The 17,849-nt window shown below is 72.7% G+C and carries 16 protein-coding genes; 10 read left to right on the top strand and 6 right to left on the bottom strand.

What is annotated here, in order from left to right:
- Positions 1-2: 2 nt before the first annotated feature.
- Complete coding sequence (locus DSM104329_RS21385) at positions 3-3,878, top strand: UvrD-helicase domain-containing protein (protein WP_259311882.1); 3,876 nt, start codon at positions 3-5, stop codon at positions 3,876-3,878.
- 90 nt (positions 3,879-3,968) lie between these two features.
- Here DSM104329_RS21385 and DSM104329_RS21380 read toward each other — a convergent pair whose 3' ends face one another.
- The gene (locus DSM104329_RS21380; RefSeq protein ID WP_259311881.1) at positions 3,969-4,238 is read right to left on the bottom strand and encodes a hypothetical protein; all 270 of its coding nucleotides are present in this window, start codon (positions 4,236-4,238) and stop codon (positions 3,969-3,971) included.
- A 35-nt stretch (positions 4,239-4,273) separates the two neighbouring features.
- Positions 4,274-4,879 carry an ANTAR domain-containing response regulator gene (locus DSM104329_RS21375; protein WP_259311880.1) on the bottom strand — a complete coding sequence of 202 codons (606 nt, stop codon included), beginning with the start codon at positions 4,877-4,879 and terminating at the stop codon, positions 4,274-4,276.
- A gap of 170 nt (positions 4,880-5,049) precedes the next feature.
- Here DSM104329_RS21375 and DSM104329_RS21370 point away from each other — a divergent pair, with 170 nt between their 5' ends.
- The 4 genes from DSM104329_RS21370 to DSM104329_RS21355 are packed head-to-tail and all read left to right on the top strand — an operon-like array spanning position 5,050 to position 7,137.
- Positions 5,050-5,772 carry a SigB/SigF/SigG family RNA polymerase sigma factor gene (locus tag DSM104329_RS21370; protein ID WP_259311879.1) on the top strand — a complete coding sequence of 241 codons (723 nt, stop codon included), beginning with the start codon at positions 5,050-5,052 and terminating at the stop codon, positions 5,770-5,772.
- A gap of 10 nt (positions 5,773-5,782) precedes the next feature.
- On the top strand, positions 5,783-6,262 hold the full coding sequence (locus DSM104329_RS21365; protein ID WP_259311878.1) for a DUF6328 family protein: 480 nt from the start codon (positions 5,783-5,785) through the stop codon (positions 6,260-6,262).
- Complete coding sequence (locus tag DSM104329_RS21360) at positions 6,259-6,912, top strand: HAD family hydrolase (protein WP_259311877.1); 654 nt, start codon at positions 6,259-6,261, stop codon at positions 6,910-6,912. The genes DSM104329_RS21365 and DSM104329_RS21360 overlap by 4 nt, the downstream gene beginning before the upstream one ends.
- Positions 6,913-6,921: 9 nt before the next feature.
- Complete coding sequence (locus DSM104329_RS21355) at positions 6,922-7,137, top strand: hypothetical protein (protein ID WP_259311876.1); 216 nt, start codon at positions 6,922-6,924, stop codon at positions 7,135-7,137.
- A 9-nt stretch (positions 7,138-7,146) separates the two neighbouring features.
- Here the strand turns inward: DSM104329_RS21355 and DSM104329_RS21350 are convergent, their stop codons facing one another.
- On the bottom strand, positions 7,147-7,656 hold the full coding sequence (locus DSM104329_RS21350; protein ID WP_259311875.1) for a ferritin-like domain-containing protein: 510 nt from the start codon (positions 7,654-7,656) through the stop codon (positions 7,147-7,149).
- 81 nt (positions 7,657-7,737) lie between these two features.
- Here DSM104329_RS21350 and DSM104329_RS21345 point away from each other — a divergent pair, with 81 nt between their 5' ends.
- Genes DSM104329_RS21345 through DSM104329_RS21335 form a run of 3 tightly spaced genes read left to right on the top strand, consistent with a single transcriptional unit; the run spans position 7,738 to position 10,348 of the window.
- Positions 7,738-8,343: a type 1 glutamine amidotransferase domain-containing protein gene (locus tag DSM104329_RS21345; RefSeq protein ID WP_259311874.1), complete on the top strand. Its 606-nt coding sequence runs from the start codon at positions 7,738-7,740 to the stop codon at positions 8,341-8,343.
- A gap of 58 nt (positions 8,344-8,401) precedes the next feature.
- Positions 8,402-9,256, top strand: coding sequence for a non-homologous end joining protein Ku (gene ku / locus DSM104329_RS21340; RefSeq protein WP_259311873.1), 855 nt, complete (start codon positions 8,402-8,404; stop codon positions 9,254-9,256).
- A gap of 12 nt (positions 9,257-9,268) precedes the next feature.
- A complete protein-coding gene (locus tag DSM104329_RS21335; RefSeq protein ID WP_259311872.1) occupies positions 9,269-10,348 on the top strand; it encodes a DNA topoisomerase IB in 1,080 nt (359 codons plus the stop codon).
- Between the two features lie 28 nt (positions 10,349-10,376).
- Here the strand turns inward: DSM104329_RS21335 and DSM104329_RS21330 are convergent, their stop codons facing one another.
- From DSM104329_RS21330 to DSM104329_RS21320, 3 genes are all read right to left on the bottom strand, one after another.
- On the bottom strand, positions 10,377-10,745 hold the full coding sequence (locus DSM104329_RS21330) for an STAS domain-containing protein (RefSeq protein ID WP_259311871.1): 369 nt from the start codon (positions 10,743-10,745) through the stop codon (positions 10,377-10,379).
- Between the two features lie 64 nt (positions 10,746-10,809).
- A complete protein-coding gene (locus tag DSM104329_RS21325; protein WP_259311870.1) occupies positions 10,810-11,172 on the bottom strand; it encodes a hypothetical protein in 363 nt (120 codons plus the stop codon).
- Entirely contained in the window at positions 11,169-11,567 is a 399-nt protein-coding gene (locus tag DSM104329_RS21320) for an ATP-binding protein (RefSeq protein WP_259311869.1), read from the bottom strand. Before DSM104329_RS21320 ends, DSM104329_RS21325 begins: the two co-directional genes overlap by 4 nt.
- 158 nt (positions 11,568-11,725) lie before the next feature.
- Here DSM104329_RS21320 and gltB point away from each other — a divergent pair, with 158 nt between their 5' ends.
- Positions 11,726-16,267 carry a glutamate synthase large subunit gene (gene gltB / locus DSM104329_RS21315; protein WP_259311868.1) on the top strand — a complete coding sequence of 1,514 codons (4,542 nt, stop codon included), beginning with the start codon at positions 11,726-11,728 and terminating at the stop codon, positions 16,265-16,267.
- Positions 16,260-17,846, top strand: a complete 1,587-nt coding sequence (locus tag DSM104329_RS21310; RefSeq protein ID WP_259311867.1) for a glutamate synthase subunit beta — start codon at positions 16,260-16,262, stop codon at positions 17,844-17,846. The genes gltB and DSM104329_RS21310 overlap by 8 nt, the downstream gene beginning before the upstream one ends.
- Positions 17,847-17,849: the final 3 nt, after the last annotated feature.

Below are 17,849 nucleotides of genomic sequence, written 5' to 3'. Positions count from 1 at the left end.
CGATGACCCTGTTCGACCCCGACGCGCTGGGCGGCCCCGACGACCCGCCGAGCCGCGATCCCGAGCAGCCGGCCGACGCTTCGCCGCCGCGGGACGCGCCGCCACCGCCGGACGCGCCGCCCACCGACCCAGCCCGCCGGCGCCTCACCCCCGACCAGGAGGCAGCGGTCCGGGAGCGCTCGCGGTCGCTCCTGCTGTCGGCGAGCGCCGGCTCGGGCAAGACCTCGGTCCTCGTCGAGCGCTTCGTGCGCGCCGTCCTCGACGACGGCGTCGACCCGTCGCGGATCCTCGCGATCACCTTCACCGACAAGGCGGCGGGCGAGCTGCGCGAGCGGATCCGGTCGACGCTTCAGGAGATCGCCACGCCGGGGGCGCGCGCGGCCGCGCGGGCGACGGAGGGCGCGTTCGTCTCGACGATCCACGGCTTCTGCGCGCGGCTCCTGCGAGCGCACCCGCTCGCCGCCGGGCTCGATCCGGCCTTCAGCGTCCTCGACGAGCCCCGCGCCGCGCGCCTGCGCGACGAGGCGTTCGCCGCCGCGTTGCGCGCCTTCCTCGCCGGGCCGCACGCGCGCGACGCGCTCGACCTCGTCGCCGCGTACCGGACCGACTCGCTGGCCTTCGCCATCCCCGTGGTCCACGACGAGCTGCGCAGCCGCGGCGCGTCGCACCCGAGGCTGCCGAGACCGCCCCGGCGCCCGGCGCCGGATGCAGAGCGGACCGCGCTGGCCGCGGCTCGTACCGCGCTCGCGGTGGAGCTCGAGAGCGCGCGGGACTCCAAGCTCGTCGGCGACGCGCGCGAGGCGCTCGACCGCTGCGCCCGCTTCCTCGAGGACGTCGAGGCGGGCATCGTCCCGTGGCCGGGCCGGTTCGCCGCGCTCGACGTCGCCTGCGGGCGCGCCGCGGCGCTCGACACCGAGGCGTGCCACGCCTACGTCGAGGCCCGCGACGCCTACGAGCGCGCCTGCGCCGACCACCACGCGGTCCGCCACATCGAGCTGCTCGACGAGCTCCTCGACGCGTACGGCACCGAGTATGCCGAGCGCAAGGCAGCGCGCGGCGCGCTGGACTTCGACGACCTAGAGCTGCGCGCCCGCGACCTGCTGCGCGAGCGCCCGGCCATCCGCTCCGCCTGGCGCGACCGCTTCGCGCTGCTGATGGTCGACGAGTTCCAGGACACGAACCGGCGCCAGCTCGAGGTGCTCGAGGCCCTCGAGGACGACGACCTCTTCTGCGTCGGCGACGAGTTCCAGTCGATCTACGGGTTCCGTCACGCCGACGTCGCGATCTTCCGGGAGCGCCGGGACGCGCTGTCCGAGCGCGGGCTGGCCCTGCGCCTGCAGGAGAGCTTCCGCAGCGTGCCGGCGATCCTCGCCGCGGTCAACACGGCGTTCGCGGGCCGCTTCGGCGAGGCCTTCGCTCCGCTGCGGCCGTTCGCACCCGCGGCCGAGACCACCACGCCGGCGGTCGACCTGCTCGTTACCGACGCGCGCGGCTGGGACGCCGACGAGATCGATCTCGGCGACACCCTTCCGCCCGGGCCGGCCTGGCGCCGCGCCGAGGCGCGGCTGCTGGCGCAGCGCCTGCGCGAGCTCGTCGACTCGGGCGAGGCCGCGCCCGGCGAGATCGCGGTGCTCGTGCGCGCCGCGGCGTCCATGCCGGTCGTCGAGCGCGCGCTCGCGGATGCCGGCCTGCCCACCCTCGCGAGCGCCGGCCGCGGCTTCTGGACGCGGCAGGAGGTCGTCGACCTCATGGGCTACCTCGCCGCCCTGGCCAACCCGCTCGACGAGCGCGCCCTGCTCACGGTCCTCGCCTCGCCGCTGTGTGGCCTCTCGTCGGACGCAATCGCGCTGCTCGGCGCCGCGGCGCGCGAGCAGCGGACGAGCGTGTGGGCGGTGCTCGGCGCGCAGGCGCCCCGCGACCCGGCGCCGGCCTCGGGCGAGCCGGACGGCCCCGGCCCGGTCCGGCGGCCGGAGCTGCCGCCCGCCGACGCCGAGCGGCTGGACGTCCTTCTCGCCCGCTTCGCCGCCCAGCGCGCGGCGGCGCCGCGCCTGGCGCTCGACGAGGTGCTCGACCGCGCGATCGCCGAGGCGGGCTACGACACCTGGGTCCTCGGGCTGGTCGGCGGCCCGCGGCGGCTGGCGAACATCGACAAGCTCCTGCGGCTGGCGCGCGGGTTCGAGGCGGCCGAGGGGCGCGACCTGCGCCGCTTCGTCGACCACGCGACGGCCCTCGAGCAGGCGCAGAAGCGTGAGCCCGAGGCGCCCGTGGAGGACCCGGACGTCGACGCGGTGCGGCTGATGACCGTCCACGCGGCGAAGGGGCTCGAGTTCGCCGTCGTCGCGATCGCCGACCTCGGCCGCCGCCCGCCGATCACCCCGCCGGTGCTGCTGGTCGACGGCGAACGCGTGGGGGTGCGCCTGAACCTCCTCGACGGCGCGCGCGCCACGCCGGCGCTCGACTACCCGGCGCTTGAGACCGAGCGCCGCGCCCGCGACGCGGCCGAGGAGGAGCGGATCCTCTACGTGGCGCTGACCCGGGCCAAGCGCCGCCTGGTGCTCAGCGGGTCGGTCGAGCGGTGGTCCAATGGCGTCGGCGCCGCGCCGCTGACATGGCTCGGCCCCGCGCTCGTCGAGGATCTCCCGGAGCGCTTCGCGGCGGTGGCCGAGGGCGACGCGGACGCCGCCCACGCGACCGTCCGGCGCGACGGCTTCGACGTCGCGCTGACGATCAGCGCGTCGTCGGTGCTGGGACGGGCGCTGCGAGCCGAGTGGGCCGCGCCGCAAGCGGCGGGGGCCGGGGCCGGGGCCGAGACCGAGGCCGAGGCCGCGAGCGACCTTCCCGGGGCCGGGGCCGGGGCCGGGAGCGACCTTCCTGGCGCCGGGGCCGCGAGCGACCTTCCTGGGGCCGGGGCCGCCGCGGGCGCCCGCGGGCAGCGCGTCGCCGGCGAGCACACGCCGCCCGGAGTGCGGGGCGAACGACCGCCGGCGCCGGCGCCGGCGCCCGCCGCCGCCCCGCCCGCCGGCGCGCTCAGCTACACCGCTCTCGCCGACTACGAGCGCTGCGGCTACCGCTTCTACGCGCAGCGGGTCCTCGGGCTCCCCGACCAGCCCGCGCCGCCCGGCGTGGCCGCCTGGGCCGCGCCCGCGCGGTCCCCCGGCGCGACGCCCGCCGCGGACCCGGCGGCGCGCGGGCGGCTCGACGCCCGCGTCCGCGGGGTGATCGTCCACGCCCTGCTCGAGGAGGCCGGCGCTCCGTCGGCCGACCGGGTCCGCGCGCTCGCCGCGCGCGAGGGGGCGTCCGTCGCCGAGCGCGACGTCGACGCGGTGCGGGACCTGGTCGCCGCCTTCGCCTCGAGCCCCACCGGCAGGCGGCTGGCCGCTGCCCGCCGCGTGCGCCGGGAGCACGAGTTCTCCTTCGAGCTCGACGCCCCCGGGCGCCCGCTGATGGTCGGCGTCGTCGACGCGCTCGGCGTCGAGGCCGACGGCGCCTGGCTCGTGGTGGACGTGAAGACCGACCACGTGGAGGCCGGGGCGGACCTCGAGGCGATCGTCGACGCGCAGTACGGGATCCAGCGCGCGCTGTACGCCCTCGCCGCGTTGTCCGCGGAGGCGCCTCGCGTCGAGGTGGTGCACCTGTTCCTGGAGGCGCCGGGGTCCGCGCCGGCCGCCGCCTACGGCCCCGGCGACGTACCGCGGCTCACGGCCCGGATCGCGCGCCTCGCCGCTCCGCTCGCCGCAGGCGACTACCCGCTGACGGAGCGCCCGCACGCCAGCCTGTGCGGGACGTGCCCGGCGCGCGAGAGCCTCTGCCCGTACCCGCGCGAGCTCACGCTGCGCTTCGAGGCGGAGCCGCCGGTGTCGGCTCCGCCGAGCGCCTGAGAAGCCGGGGCGGGAGGTCCGCCCCGGCCGTCGCTACCGCACCGTACGGCCGCGGCTCCAGCCGCCGAAGCCGGTGCCCACGCCGCCGATCTACCGCACCGTACGGCTTCGGCCCCAGCCGCCGCCGAAGCCTGTGCCCACGCCGCCGATCAGGACGAGGATCGCGGCGACGATGCCGATGATGACGGGAAGGCCGAGTGCGACACAAAGCCAGTAGACGAGCGCCGCGACGACGATCGCGATGAGCAGACCGATCATGTGGGATTCCTCCGGATTCGTGCGGGGGTGCCTGGTGAAGTTGTCCCCCGCGGCGCCCCTGGTCGAAACCCACGGCACGCCGCGCCCGAGTTCGGCACCCATGCAGCGGAAACGGGTGTTTCGTGTTTGTGCGGGGCTCAGCCCGCGTCGCGGCGCAGCAGCTCGTGTCCCTCGGACACCGCGTTGGCGACCGACACGACCGTCTGGTTGTGGGAGCGCGCATGCGATCGCAGCCGCTCGAACGCCTCGCGCTCACCGATCCCGTGGCGCTCCATCAGGATCCCCTTCGCGCGCTCGATCGTCGCGCGCCGCTCGAGCGCCGACTCGAGCTGGTCGACCTGCTCGGCGAGCTGCCGGCGCTCGGCATGGCGTCGCAGCGCCAGCTCGATCGCGCTCTGAACGGCATCGCCGGACTCGGGCCGCGCGACCGCGTCGAGCCCCCGCTCCGCCGCGGCGGTCACGAACTCCGGATCGTCGCGGTCCATCAGCGCGATCACCGGCCCGGACGCGTACTCGGAGATCTCGTCGATGAGGTCGAGCGCGTGCTGCTCGTCGTCATGGAGCACCACGACCGCCAGGTCCGGGTCGTCCGCCGCGATCTGCGCCGCCGCCTCGCCGATGCTGACCGCGCACGCGGTGACCTCGTGGCCGAGATCGCCGAGCAGCCGCGCGGTCTGGTCGAGCGCCTCGCGATCCTCGTCGGCGGCGAGAACGCGCAGCCGCGTGTCGGTTCGGTCATCCATGATCGGTGGACCGGTAGTCTGTCATGTGAGCCGGCCCATTCCCCCGCCGTCTCCCCATTTGCGCGCCCCAGCAGCCCGGCGCATCCTCTCGGTCAGAGCACTGAGGCTCACGCGTGCGAACTCCCCATTCACCACACGTCCCCGGACGCGACCGTGCCGCAGACGACCGGGTGCTCTTCGTGCGCTGCCGCGCGGGCGACGCCGCCGCCCGCACCGCGCTCGTCGAGCGCTTCCTGCCGCTCGCGCGCCAGCTCGCCCGCCGCTACCAGCGGGCCGACGAGCCGTTCGACGACCTCGCCCAGGTCGCGTCGCTGGGGCTGCTGAAGGCGATCGACCGCTTCGACCCCGAGCGCGAGGTGGCCTTCTCCAGCTACGCGGTCCCGACGATCCTCGGCGAGATCAAGCGCCATTTCCGCGACCGCACCTGGGCCGTCCGCGTCCCCCGCGACCTGCAGGAGCTCGCGCTGAAGGTCGACCGGGCGGTCTCGGAGCTGTCGCGCGACCTGCAGCAGCCGCCGTCGGTGTCTCAGATCGCGGAGATGGTGGGCGCGAGCGACGAGCAGGTGCTCGAGGCGCTCGAGGCGGCCGGCGCCTACCGGGCCACGAGCATCGACGCCCCGCGGCCCGGCGGCGACGACGACGCCGGCGACACGGTCGGCGACGCGGTCGGCCACGCCGATCAGGGGTTCGGCCACGCCGAGGACCGGGCCACGCTCGAGCGCCTGATGACGGCGCTCGGCGAGCGCGACCGCGAGGTCCTGCGCCTGCGCTTCGTCGAGGATCTGACCCAGGCCGAGATCGGCGAGCGCATCGGCGTGTCTCAGATGCAGATCTCCCGCATCATCCGCCAGTCGCTGGCGCGGCTGCGATCAGCGGCGGGCGAGGAGGGGTAGAACCGGCGGCGTGGCGACGCCGTCGGATCGGACCGAGGACGAGCAGGAGCAGCTCAACCGCCAACTCGGCGAGCTGCTGCAGGAGCTGCGCGTCGCCATGCCCGGCGTCCAGGTCCTGTTCGGCTTCCTCCTGGCCGCGGCGTTCAACCAGCGGTTCTCCGAGCTGGAGCGCTGGCAGGAGGACGTCTACCTCGGCACGCTGCTGTGCTCCGCGCTCGCGACGGCGTTCTTCATCGCCCCCACCGCATACCACCGCATCACCTTCCGCCAGGGCGAGAAGGAGAAGATCATCCGGGTGGCGACGCGGTTCGCCATCGCCGGCCTGGCGCTGCTCGCGCTCGCGATGACCGGCGCCGTGCTGGTCGTCACGAGCTTCCTGTTCAGCGCGATCACGGCCGTGATCGTCACCGCGCTGGTCTTCGTGGCGTTCTCGTGGCTGTGGTTCGCCTACGCCCTCTACCGACGAATCGAAGGACACCGATCAGATTGAGCGCCCCCGCGGCCATCCTCGACATCGACGGCACGCTCGTCGACACCAACTACGAGCACACGATCGCCTGGTACCAGGCGTTCCGCCAGCACGAGGTCCTGCTGCCGCTGTGGCGCATCCACCGCCACATCGGCATGGGCGGCGACCAGCTCGTCGAGGCGCTCGCCGGCCGGGAGGTCGACGAGGAGCGCGGCGACGACATCCGCGCCGCCGAGAGCGCTCTGTACCTCGCGATGATCGAGATGACCGAGCCGCTGGAGGGCGCCCGCGACCTCATCGCAGACCTCAAGGGCCGCGGCCGCGAGGTGGTGCTGGCGTCGTCGGCGAAGGCCAAGGAGGTCGAGCACTACCTCGACGCGCTCGACGCCCGGGAGCTGGTCGACAGCTGGACGACCTCCGCCGACGTCGAGGCGACCAAGCCCGAGCCGGACCTCGTCCTCGCCGCGCTGGACAAGCTCGACGGCGACGAGGCGGTGATGGTCGGCGACACGCCGTGGGACGTGGAGGCGGCGCGCCGGGCGGGCGTCGACACGATCGCCGTGCTGACCGGCGGCTTCTCCGAGCAGGAGCTGCGGGAGGCGGGCGCGGTGGCGGTCTACGACTCCATCGTGGCCCTGCGCGAGGGACTGGCCGACTCGCCGCTCGGGTAGGGCCCGGGAATGGTCGTCGCCGAAGTCCCGAACCCCGCCCCGCCGATCGAGGTGCCCCAGCCGGCCGAGCCGGTCACCCCCGCGGTGCCGGACGAGCCGGTCACGCCGGCCGTGCCCGCCGAGCCGGTGACGCCCGTCGAGCCGTCGCCGCCTGAGGTGCCCTCGACGCCCTCGGAGCCCTCGCCGGTGCCCACCGAGCCGGACCCGCAGCCCGACTCGGAGTAGGTCGCGGCCTCAGGCGCGGCCCTCGGCCTCGTACTCGCGCAGGAAGCCCTCGAACAGCCGCCGGTGGCCCTCCTCGTCGCGGAGGATCGCGATGACCATGTCGTTCGTCACCGGGTCGCCGTCGTCGGTGGCCTCGATGATCTGGTTGTAGAAGTCGATCGCGCCGGACTCGGCCTCGATCACGCCCTTGATGACGTGCACGATGTCGGTCTGGTGGTCGGGCGGCTGGAGGTACGTCTGCTCGGCGGAGAACTCCAGCGAGCCGGGTACCACGCCGTAGAGCTCCTTGATGCGCGTCGCGAACTGCTGCGCATGGCCGAGCTCCTCCTGGATGTCCTCGCGCAGCGACTCGATGATCTCCTGCGCGCGGACGCCGTCGGGGTTGACGGAGTTGGCGACGTAGCTCATCACCGTCTCGATCTCCATCCAGTACGCCTTCTTGAGCATCTCGACGATCTGCTCGCGCTGCTCGCTGCGAGCCTGGGACAGGATGCCGTGTGTGTCCGTGCGGACAGCCATGTGACCTCCAGGGTTTTCGGGTTGCACCTTCGGAGGTAGTCCCCTCTGGGACGACTCCCAACCATCACGAAGGAGCCGGACATGGCCAACGAACTGCAGGGCCGGAAGATCGCCATCCTCGTCGCCAACGAGGGCATCGAGCAGGTCGAGCTCGTCGAGCCGCGCAACGCGCTCGAGGGCGCCGGCGCGGAGGTCCACCTGATCGCGCCCGAGGGCGGCGAGGTCCAGGCGTTCAACCACCTCGACAAGGCGGACACGTTCCCGGTCGACAAGCCGGTGTCGGACGCGAGCGCGGACGACTACGACGGGCTGATGCTGCCCGGCGGCGTGGCGAATCCCGACACGCTGCGGATGCACCAGGACGCCGTCGAGCTCGTCGACGGCTTCGTCAACGCGGGCAAGCCGATCGCCGCGATCTGCCACGCGCCGTGGACGCTCATCCAGGCGGGTGCGGTGCGCGGGCGCACGATGACGTCGTGGCCGTCGCTGCAGACCGACCTGCGCAACGCCGGCGCCGAGTGGGTCGACGAGGAGGTCGTCGTCGACAACGGCCTTGTCACGAGCCGCGGGCCGGACGACCTCCCGGCGTTCAACGCGAAGATGGTCGAGGAGTTCGCCGAGGGCGCCCACGACGTCCGCGAGCCCGCTCGGCCCGCGCGCTTCGAGAAGAGCGCCATCCTCGGCTGACCTCGCCTGACAGCGGTCCTGCGCGCGCCGCGGGCCCGATCGGGTAGACATCAGGCCCATGCCGCGCGCGATCTGGACCGGTGCCATCTCGTTCGGGCTCGTCACCGTGCCCGTCCGCCTCTACAGCGCCGTCAACCGCAAGACGGTCAGCTTCAACCAGCTCGACTCGAGCGACAACGGCCGCATCGCCCAGAAGCGGATCAACCCGCGCACGGGCGAGGAGGTGCCCTACGAGCGCATCGTCAAGGGCTTCGCCGTCGCACCCGACAGCTACGTCGTCATCACGAACGAGGAGCTCGACGCGCTCGAGCCGGAGAAGACGCGGACGATCGACATCGAGGACTTCGTCGACCAGTCCGAGATCGACCCGATCTTCTACGACCACCCGTACTACCTCGCGCCCGGGCCGGGCGGGGCGAAGCCGTACCGCCTGCTGCTCGACGCGATGCGCGAGACGAACAAGGTGGCGATCGCCCGGGTCGTGATCCGCTCGAAGGAGAGCCTGGTCGCGATCCGCCCCGCCGGGGACGTGCTCGAGATGTCGACCATGCTGTTCGCCGACGAGGTCGCCGACCCGACGCGCATCGACGAGCTGCCCGATCCCGACGACGTCAAGACGACGGACAAGGAGCTCTCGATCGCCAAGCAGCTCGTCGACTCGCTCGCCGGGCCGTTCGAACCCGGCAAGTACAAGGACGAGTACCGCGAGCAGGTGCTGGCCCTGATCGAGCGCAAGGCGGCCGGCGAGGAGATCGCCGTCCAGGAGGCGCCGGAGGCGGCGCCGACCGAGGTGCCCGATCTCATGAGCGCGCTGCAGGCGTCGCTGGACGCGGTGCGCGGGGCCGACAAGAAGGACGCGCCGAAGCGCAAGTCGCCCGCCGCTTCACGTCAGAAGAGCGCCGCCAAGGGGTAACCGTCACGGCTTATGGCCGTGACGACCACCAAGCCGCCTCGCATCCGCCTGCGGCGCTCCGACATCACCGTCCCCGGACTGCGGCGCCGCGGTCGCGGCAAGGGCTTTCAGTATCTCGACCCCGATGGGCAGGTCGTCACCGACGAGGAGGTCCTGACGCGGATCGCCGAGCTGGCGATCCCGCCGGCCTGGCAGGACGTGTGGATCTGCCCGTATCCCGGCGGCCACATCCAGGCGACGGGCGTCGACGCCGCGGGCCGCAAGCAGTACCTGTACCACCCGCGCTGGCGCGAGCGCCGCGACCAGGAGAAGTTCGACGAGATGCTCGACTTCGCGCGGGCGCTGCCGCGGATGCGCGAGCGGGTGCAACGCGACCTCGAAGACCGCGACGACTTCGGCCTCGAGCGCGTGCTGGCCTGCGCGGTGCGGCTGCTGGACCGCGGGTTCTTCCGCATCGGCTCCGAGGACTATGCGGTCACGAACGAGACCTACGGGCTGGCGACGATGCGCAAGGACCACGTGTCCCTGTCGGGGGAGACGATCGTCTTCGACTATCCGGCCAAGCACGGCAAGCGGCGCGTGCAGGCGGTGATCGACCCGGAGGTGGCGGTGGTCGTCGCGGCGCTGAAGCGCCGTCGGTCGGGGGGCGAGGAGCTGCTGGCCTACAAGCGCGACGGCGGCTGGGTGGACGTCAGGTCGGCCGACATCAACGGCTACCTCAAGGAGGCCACCGGCGCGGACTTCTCGGCCAAGGACTTCCGGACGTGGGGCGCGACCGTGCTCGCGGCGGTGGCGGTCGCGGTCTCCGGCCGGGCGGCGCAGACGAAGACGGCACGCAAGCGGGTCGTCACGCGGGCGGTCAAGGAGGTCGCCCACTACCTCGGCAACACACCGGCGGTGGCGCGCAGCAGCTACATCGACCCGCGCGTCTTCGATCGCTACCAGGACGGGCTGACGATCGGCGGGGTCGTCGATCAGCTGGCCGACGACCCGGACGACACGGCGATCCAGGGCCCGGTCGAGGAGGCGGTCATCGACCTCATCGAGGGCCACGAAGGCCGCGCGATCGTGCCGGCCGAGGAGGTCGTGTAGGCCGCCCCCGGCGCACCGACGGTCGGCGTCAGCTGGAGGTGTGCTCGGCGTCGAGCGCCGAGATCGCCGCCTGCCGCTCGGGCAGGATCGTGAAGATCTGGTCGAGGCCGGTGATCTCGAACGTCTTGGCGATGTTCTGATCGACGTTGACGATGACGAGCGCTCCGTCGCGCGACCGCAGCCGCTTGACGGCGCCGATCAGCACGCCCAGGGCGGTCGAGTCGAGGAACGTCGTGTCGGACAGGTCGACGACGATCCGTGTCTTGCCGCCTTCGATGGCGTCGGTCAGCTTCTGCTTGAGCTCAGGCGCGGTGAAGAGATCGATCTCTCCGCGCACGGCCACCACATGGCGCTCGGCGTCCAGGGCGTCCTCGGTCAGTGCAAATTCGGGTGGCATCGGCGGATCATTGTGGCAGGTCGCCCGACGGCGGAGTCTCGCGGCGTACCACCGCGCCTCGGCCTCAGGCGAAGCTCAGCCGTACGACGAGTGAGTCGTCCTCCACGCTGACGTCGTCGGCGATGCGCTCGAGCACGTTGCCCACGCCGGGCAGCGCGGCGTCGGCCAGCAGGCCGTTGCCGCCGTCGGCGTCGAGGTGCAGGACGCGCAGCTCGAGCCCGTCGTCCCCGGAGACCAGCTGCACGGTGACGTGGTCGTTGCGCGAATGCCCTGGCGCGTGTGCCGCGATCGCGTCGGCGACGAGCAGCGCGTCGTCGAGCCGGTCGACGGGGCACTGGGCACGGGCAGCCAGCATGCCGACCACCCGCGACAGGACCGGAGCCACCAGCGGTCCTCGGACCACGCGCACGATCGCGCCGTTGCTCATGCGCGCCCGCCGTCGCGCTCGAGCCGGAACACCATCGCGACCTCCGTCCGGTCGTCGGTCGCGCGCCCCAACTCGAGGGACTCCGTCAGCGTCGCGATCAGCGGCAGGCCGAGCCCCAGGCCGGGGGAGTCGGGACGCGGCAGGATGCCGATGCCCTCGTCGCGCACGGTCACCCGCAGGACCGGCCCGTCGACGCTGGCGGCGACCTCCATCGGCCCGTCCGCTTCGCCGTACGCGTGCACGACGACGTTCGTGCAGGCCTCGGTCACGGCGAGCTTCACGTCCGACAGGATCTGTGGATCGAGTTCGAGCGCCTCGCCGAGGCCGCCGAGGGCATGCCGCACCACCGCGACGTTCTCGGCGCGGGCGGGCAGGGTGAGCTGGACGTCGGCCATGCGCTTGGGGTGGGTGGTGCCCGGGAGTGCCACGCTTCACACGCGGTTGTCGGGCGACAGACGGGACCGTACCGGGTCGCGGCGTTGGGCGAGGCGCCGACAATCGTCTACGCTTTCTGCTCCGCCTGAGCTGCTCTCTGCCGCCGGAGCGCTTCCATATGACCCACCGCATCAAGCCGCCCACGGCCCACGGGCTGTACGACCCCCGCTACGAGCACGACGCCTGCGGCGTCGCGCTGGTGGCCCGACTCGACAACGTCGCCAGCCACGAGGTCATCGAGAAGGCCCTCACAGCGCTCGAGAACCTGGAGCATCGCGGCGCTGCCGGCGCCGACAAGCACACGGGCGACGGCGCGGGGATCCTGCTGCAGATGCCGGACCGCTTCTTCCGCGGGGTGGTCGACTTCGAGCTGCCGCCGGCCGGGCAGTACGGCGTGGCGATGTGCTTCATGCCGCGCGACGACGCCCGCCGGGAGAAGCTCGAGCAGATGCTCGAGCTCAACGCGCGCGTCGAGGGCCAGCGCGCGCTCGGCTGGCGCGACGTGCCGATCGACGAGGCGCATGTCGGCAGCACCGCCAATGCGTCGCGCCCGGCCATCCGCCAGTTCTTCGTCGGCGCCGGCGACGGTTACACCGACGACCAGGACGCCTTCGAGCGCAAGCTCTACGTCATCCGCCGCGTGTGCGAGCTCGCGGCGGGCCCGGACTTCTACGTCCCGTCGTTCTCGTCGCGGACGATCGTCTACAAGGGGATGCTGATCTCCTACCAGGTGCCGGGCTTCTACCCGGACCTGCGCGACGAGCGGATGGAGAGCGCGATGGGCCTCGTGCACTCGCGCTTCTCCACGAACACCTTCCCGAGCTGGGAGCTCGCCCACCCGTACCGCGTGATCGCCCACAACGGCGAGATCAACACGCTGATGGGCAACGTCAACTGGATGCGGGCGCGCGAGAGCCAGCTCGCGAGCCGGCTCTTCGGCGGCGACCTGCCGAAGGTGCTGCCGGTCGTGCGCCCGGGCGGGTCGGACTCGGCGACGTTCGACAACGTCCTCGAGCTGCTCATGCTCGGCGGGCGGTCGCTGCCCCACGCGGCGATGATGATGATCCCGGAGGCGTTCCGCGACCGCGACGACCTCACCGACGAGCTCAAGGCCTTCTACGAGTTCCACGGCACGTTCATGGAGCCGTGGGACGGGCCGGCCGCGGTGGCCTTCACCGACGGCCGCCTCATCGGCGCGACGCTGGACCGCAACGGCCTGCGTCCCGGTCGCTGGGTCGAGACCCACGACGGCTGGGTCGTGCTCGGCTCCGAGGCCGGCCTGCTCGGCATCGAGCCGGAGCGCGTCAAGCGCCTCGGCCGGCTGCAGCCCGGCAAGCTCTTCCTCGTCGACCTCGAGCAGCACCGCATCGTCGAGGACGAGGAGGTCAAGCGCGACATCTCGACCTCCGCGCCGTATCGCGAGTGGATCGCCGAGCATCAGGTCCACTTCGACGACCTGCCCGACGCCCACGTGACGATGACCGGCGTGGCGCCGACCTACAAGCGCCAGCTGGCGTTCGGCTACACGCAGGAGGACCTGCGCGTCCTGATCGCGCCGATGGCCGCGCAGGGGGCCGAGCCGATCGGCTCGATGGGCAACGACAGCGCGCTCGCGGTCCTCTCCGACCAGCGCCCGCCGCTGTTCTCCTACTTCAAGCAGCTCTTCGCGCAGGTGACGAACCCGCCGATCGACCCGATCCGCGAGGAGGTCGTCATGAGCCTCCACACCGCGATCGGTCCGGAGGGCAACCTGCTCGAGATCGCGCCGACGCACGCGCACCAACTGACGATGAAGCAGCCGATCCTGCGCAACCTCGAGCTCGAGAAGCTCAAGCAGGCCGGCCACGACATCTTCGCCACGCACACGGTCGACATCACGTGGCCGGCCGAGCAGGGCCCGGACGGCCTGGCCGCGCGGCTGGCCGAGATCTGCGACGAGTGCTACATCGCGCTCGGCCAGGGCGTCAACGTGCTGATCCTGTCGGACCGCCGCATGGGCGCCGAGCGCGTGCCCATCCCGTCGCTGCTCGCGGTCGCCGCGGTCCATCACCACCTCGTGCGCGCGGGCAACCGCCTGCAGTGCTCGCTCGTGCTCGAGTCCGGCGAGCCGCGCGAGGTCCACCACATGGCCACGCTGATCGGCTACGGCTGCGGGGCGATCAACCCGTACCTCCTGTTCGACACCGTGGACGAGATGGTGACCCAGGGCCGGATCCCCGGTGTCGACGACGTCGACACCGCCGAGCGCAACGTCGTCAAGGCGATCGGCAAGGGCCTCCTGAAGACCATCTCGAAGATGGGCATCTCGACGATCCAGTCCTACTGCGGGGCGCAGATCTTCGAGGCGGTCGGCCTCGAGAAGGAGCTCATCGACCGCCACTTCACGGGGACCGCCTCGCGGATCGGCGGCATCGGAGTGGGGGTGCTCGCGCGCGAGGCGCTCGACCGCCACGCCCTCGCCTACCCGCTGACCGACGGCGAGGTGCTGCCCGTCGGGGGCGTCTACGCGTGGCGCCGCGACGGCGAGCACCACATGTGGAACCCGGAGACGATCGCGCTCGTCCAGCATGCCGTCCGCTCCCAGAATGGCAACGGCCCGGACAAGTACCGCGAGTTCGCCCGGATGGTCAACGAGGACGCGACCCGCAAGGCGACGCTGCGCGGCCTCATGACGTTCCGCGACGACGACGTCGAGGCGATCGCGCTCGACGAGGTCGAGCCCGCCAAGGAGATCGTCAAGCGGTTCGCCACCGGCGCGATGTCGCTCGGCTCGATCTCGCGCGAGGCGCACGAGACGCTGGCGAAGGCGATGAACCACCTCGGCGGCCGCTCGAACACGGGCGAGGGCGGCGAGGACCCGGTGCGCTTCACCGACGACCGGCGCTCGGCGATCAAGCAGGTCGCCTCCGGCCGCTTCGGCGTGACGATCCACTACCTCGTCAACGCCGACCAGCTGCAGATCAAGATGGCCCAGGGCGCCAAGCCGGGCGAGGGCGGCCAGCTGCCGGGCCACAAGGTCGACAAGTACATCGGCGGCATCCGCCACTCGACGCCGGGCGTGGGCCTGATCTCGCCGCCGCCGCACCACGACATCTACTCGATCGAGGACCTCAAGCAGCTCATCTACGACCTGCGCTGCTCGAACCCGAGCGCGTCGGTGTCGGTGAAGCTGGTGGCCGAGGTGGGCGTCGGCACCGTCGCCGCGGGCGTCGCCAAGGCCAACGCCGACCACGTGCTGATCGCCGGCCACGACGGCGGCACCGGCGCGTCGCCGCTGAGCTCGATCGTCGCGGCCGGCGTGCCGTGGGAGATCGGGCTGGCCGAGACCCAGCAGACGCTGCTGGCCAACGACCTGCGCTCGCGCATCACCGTCCAGACCGACGGCCAGCTGAAGACCGGCCGCGACGTGGCGATCGCCGCGATGCTGGGGGCCGACGAGTTCGGCTTCTCGACCGCGCCGCTCATCGCGACCGGCTGCATCATGATGCGCGCCTGCCACCTGAACACGTGTCCGGTCGGCATCGCGACGCAGGACCCGGAGCTCGTCAAGCGCTTCAAGGGCCAGCCGGAGCACGTCATCAACTACTTCTTCTTCGTGGCCGAGGAGCTGCGGGAGATCATGGCCTCGCTCGGCGTGCGCACGATGGACGAGCTGATCGGCCGCACGGACCTGCTCGCGCCCGACGCGGCGATCGAGCACTGGAAGGCACGCGGCATCGACCTGGGCGCGCTGCTGCTGATGCCGGAGCTCCCCGAGGACGCCCCGCGCCGGCGCGTGCGCGCGCCGGAGCCGGTGCTCGACGACGCGCTGGACTGGGAGCTGGTCCGCGATGCGCAGACGGCCATCGAGGACGGCGCCCGGGTCGCGCTCGAGTACGGCATCCGCAACGTCAATCGCTGCGTCGGCGGCATCCTGTCGTCGCACATCGCCGCGCGCCACGGCGCCGACGGCCTCGCCGACGACGCGATCGAGGTCCGGTTCACGGGCTCGGCCGGGCAGTCGTTCGGCGGCTGGCTGGCCCCGGGCATCGCCTTCACGCTCGAGGGCGACGCGAACGACTACACCGGCAAGGGGCTGTCGGGCGGCGTGCTGGCGGTGCGGCCGCCGGACGGCGCCGGGTATCCCGCCGAGGAGAACGTGATCATCGGCAACACCGTCCTGTACGGCGCGACCAGCGGGCGCGCGTTCTTCCGCGGCCTGGCCGGCGAGCGCTTCGGCGTGCGCAACTCGGGGGCCCGCGCGGTCGTCGAGGGCGTCGGCGACCACGGCTGCGAGTACATGACCGGCGGGCGCGTCGTCGTGCTGGGCCGGACCGGGCGCAACTTCGCGGCCGGCATGAGCGGCGGGCTGGCGTTCGTGCTCGACGAGGACGGCACGTTCGCGTCGCGCTGCAACCCGGCCGCTCTGGCGGATCTCACGACGCTCGACGAGGCCGACGCCATCGAGCTGCGCGACCTCGTCGCCGAGCACGTCGAGCGCACCGGCTCGCCCGTGGGCCGGCGGGTGCTCGACACCTTCGAGGAGCTGCTGCCGAAGTTCGTGAAGGTCTTCCCGGCCGACTACCGGCGCGTGCTCGAGCAGCTCGCGGTGGAGGAGGCGGCGATGTCGACGGCGGGCGAGGGGTTCGTGATCGAAGAGGAGGTGCCGGCCGATGGGTGAGCTGGGCGCCTTCTTGAAGATCTCCCGCCACGGGGCGATCGAGCGGCCCGCCGACCAGCGGGTCGCCGACTATCGGGAGTTCGTGCTGCAGCGGCCGGACGCCGAGCTGCGCGACCAGGGCGCGCGCTGCATGGAGTGCGGCGTGCCGTTCTGCCACAACGGCTGCCCGCTGGGCAACCTGATCCCGGACTGGAACGACCTCGTCTACCGCGACCGCTGGCAGGACGCGATCCGTCAGCTGCACGCGACGAACAACTTCCCGGACTTCACGGGCCGGCTGTGTCCGGCACCGTGCGAGGCCGCGTGCGTCCTCGAGATCAACGAGGGCGACGCCGTGACGATCAAGCAGATCGAGGCGGCGATCATCAACCGTGCGTGGGACGAGGGCTGGGTCGTGCCGCAGCCGCCGAAGGTCGAGACCGGCCGCAGCGTCGCGGTCGTCGGCTCGGGCCCGGCGGGCATGGCGGCCGCGCAGCAGCTGCGCCGGGCCGGCCACCGCGTCGTGCTGTTCGAGCGCGACGAGTCCATCGGCGGCCTCGTGCGCTTCGGCGTGCCGGACTTCAAGATCGACAAGCGCGTGGTCGAGCGCCGCGTCGGCCAGCTCACCGGCGAGGGCGTGGAGCTGCGGGTGGGCGTCGACGTGGGCGTCGACGTCACCATCGACGAGCTGCGCGCCGACTTCGACGCCATCGTGCTCGCCACCGGGTCGCGCGTGCCGCGCGACCTGCCGATCCCGGGCCGCGAGCTCGACGGCGTCCACTTCGCGATGGACTACCTCTACGGCCGCAATCGCTGGGTCGCGTCGACCGATCCCACCCAGCCCGAGCCGCTCGGCTCCGTCGACCCGGAGCTGATCGCGCCGATCACCGCGCGCGACAAGCACGTCATCGTCATCGGCGGCGGCGACACGGGCGCGGACTGCGTCGGCAACTCCCTGCGCGAGGGCGCGAAGTCCGTGACGCAGATCGAGATCCTCGACCGCCCCCCGGACCGCCGGCCCGACGACCAGACGCCGTGGCCGCTGTGGCCGCTGAAGTACCGCAGGTCGTACGCGATCGCCGAGGGCGAGGCGCTGCAGACCGCCGAGCAGGACTACGCGGTCGCGACGACGCACTTCAGCGGGACCGGCACCGCCGGCGAAGCCGGTGGTCGGGGGCGCGTGACGAAGGTGCACTTCGCCCAGGCCGAGAACTTCGCGCCGATCCCGGGCACCGAGGGCGAGTGGGACGCCGACCTCGTGCTGCTGGCGATGGGCTTCCTGCATCCCGAGCAGCCGCTGCTCGACCACATCGGCGTGGCCAAGGACCAGCGCGGCAACGTCAAGGCGCCCGCCTACATCACGAGCGAGCCCGACGTGTTCGTCGCGGGCGACGCCCGGCGCGGGCAGTCGCTCATCGTGTGGGCGATCAACGAGGGCCGCCAGTGCGCGCGGATGGTCGACCGCTACCTCGCCCAGATCACCTCGCCGGCCACCGTGCGCGAGCCGATCCACGCGGGCAACGTCGAGCCGGCCGACGAGGGTCCCGAGGGCCCGCCGCTGCACGCGCAGGGCGGCCTGCTCGCCGCCGAGGAGCGCTGAGCC

It is taken from the genome of Capillimicrobium parvum, from assembly GCF_021172045.1.
Taxonomy (GTDB): domain Bacteria; phylum Actinomycetota; class Thermoleophilia; order Solirubrobacterales; family Solirubrobacteraceae; genus Capillimicrobium; species Capillimicrobium parvum.
The sequence above is the reverse complement of the archived record's forward strand: the minus strand, read 5'-3'. Positions and strand labels throughout refer to the sequence as shown.

Excerpts from the sequence above, each read along its gene's own strand:
- DSM104329_RS21385 (WP_259311882.1), top strand. The coding sequence starts at position 3 with ATGACCCTGTTCGACCCCGACGCGCTGGGCGGCCCCGACGACCCGCCG.
- DSM104329_RS21380 (WP_259311881.1), bottom strand. The coding sequence starts at position 4,238 with ATGGGTGCCGAACTCGGGCGCGGCGTGCCGTGGGTTTCGACCAGGGGC.
- DSM104329_RS21375 (WP_259311880.1), bottom strand. The coding sequence starts at position 4,879 with ATGGATGACCGAACCGACACGCGGCTGCGCGTTCTCGCCGCCGACGAG.
- DSM104329_RS21355 (WP_259311876.1), top strand. The coding sequence starts at position 6,922 with ATGGTCGTCGCCGAAGTCCCGAACCCCGCCCCGCCGATCGAGGTGCCC.
- DSM104329_RS21350 (WP_259311875.1), bottom strand. The coding sequence starts at position 7,656 with ATGGCTGTCCGCACGGACACACACGGCATCCTGTCCCAGGCTCGCAGC.
- DSM104329_RS21345 (WP_259311874.1), top strand. The coding sequence starts at position 7,738 with ATGGCCAACGAACTGCAGGGCCGGAAGATCGCCATCCTCGTCGCCAAC.
- ku (WP_259311873.1), top strand. The coding sequence starts at position 8,402 with ATGCCGCGCGCGATCTGGACCGGTGCCATCTCGTTCGGGCTCGTCACC.
- DSM104329_RS21335 (WP_259311872.1), top strand. The coding sequence starts at position 9,269 with ATGGCCGTGACGACCACCAAGCCGCCTCGCATCCGCCTGCGGCGCTCC.
- DSM104329_RS21330 (WP_259311871.1), bottom strand. The coding sequence starts at position 10,745 with ATGCCACCCGAATTTGCACTGACCGAGGACGCCCTGGACGCCGAGCGC.
- DSM104329_RS21325 (WP_259311870.1), bottom strand. The coding sequence starts at position 11,172 with ATGAGCAACGGCGCGATCGTGCGCGTGGTCCGAGGACCGCTGGTGGCT.
- DSM104329_RS21320 (WP_259311869.1), bottom strand. The coding sequence starts at position 11,567 with ATGGCCGACGTCCAGCTCACCCTGCCCGCCCGCGCCGAGAACGTCGCG.
- gltB (WP_259311868.1), top strand. The coding sequence starts at position 11,726 with ATGACCCACCGCATCAAGCCGCCCACGGCCCACGGGCTGTACGACCCC.
- DSM104329_RS21310 (WP_259311867.1), top strand. The coding sequence starts at position 16,260 with ATGGGTGAGCTGGGCGCCTTCTTGAAGATCTCCCGCCACGGGGCGATC.